Annotated in this window: 1 protein-coding gene; it reads right to left on the reverse strand. The window is 58.7% G+C overall.

The window, feature by feature from the left end; genetic code table 11:
* On the reverse strand, positions 1-280 hold a 280-nt coding region (locus HMPREF3138_RS11435; RefSeq protein WP_070559054.1), incomplete at its 3' end, for an entry exclusion protein 1.
* Positions 281-513: the final 233 nt, after the last annotated feature.

Below are 513 nucleotides of genomic sequence, written 5' to 3' on the forward strand. Positions count from 1 at the left end.
CCGCCGCTTTCAAATCGGCGACCTCCTGCCGTAATGCGCGTATTTCGGCGAGTAATACCGCCTGATCTTCTGTGCCAACGGGCTGTGACAGCGTGTGCCGCGCATCCGTGCCATCAGGCTGCAGTTCGCCGTACACGCGCAGCAATTCCGTAGTTTCTAACTCCCGCCTGCCATCGGCATTATTGCGCCATGATACGCGGCCTGCCGCCATATCACGGTAGAGCGTCCGCCGACTTTTTCCGGTCAATGCCTGTGCCTGCGACACACTGTGCCATGCCATAGAGACCTCCTTTTTTTTGGCACAGTATAGGGGAGATTCGGGGTGTCGGGGCTTCGCCCTGACCTGCGTGTTGTCAAAGCCAGGAACACCGGCGGTAATGACAACACATTTCCTGTCCGTCACCCTCGTTTTGGACGCGTCGCCCACGGCGGTGCTACAAAACATATCCTGTCCCGCACGAGAGCCACCGGCAGGGTAGGCAACGTGTCACCGGATGAAGGCATGCAATGACG

Source organism: Serratia sp. HMSC15F11 (assembly GCF_001808215.1).
Classification (GTDB): Bacteria; Pseudomonadota; Gammaproteobacteria; order Enterobacterales; family Enterobacteriaceae; genus Serratia; species Serratia nevei.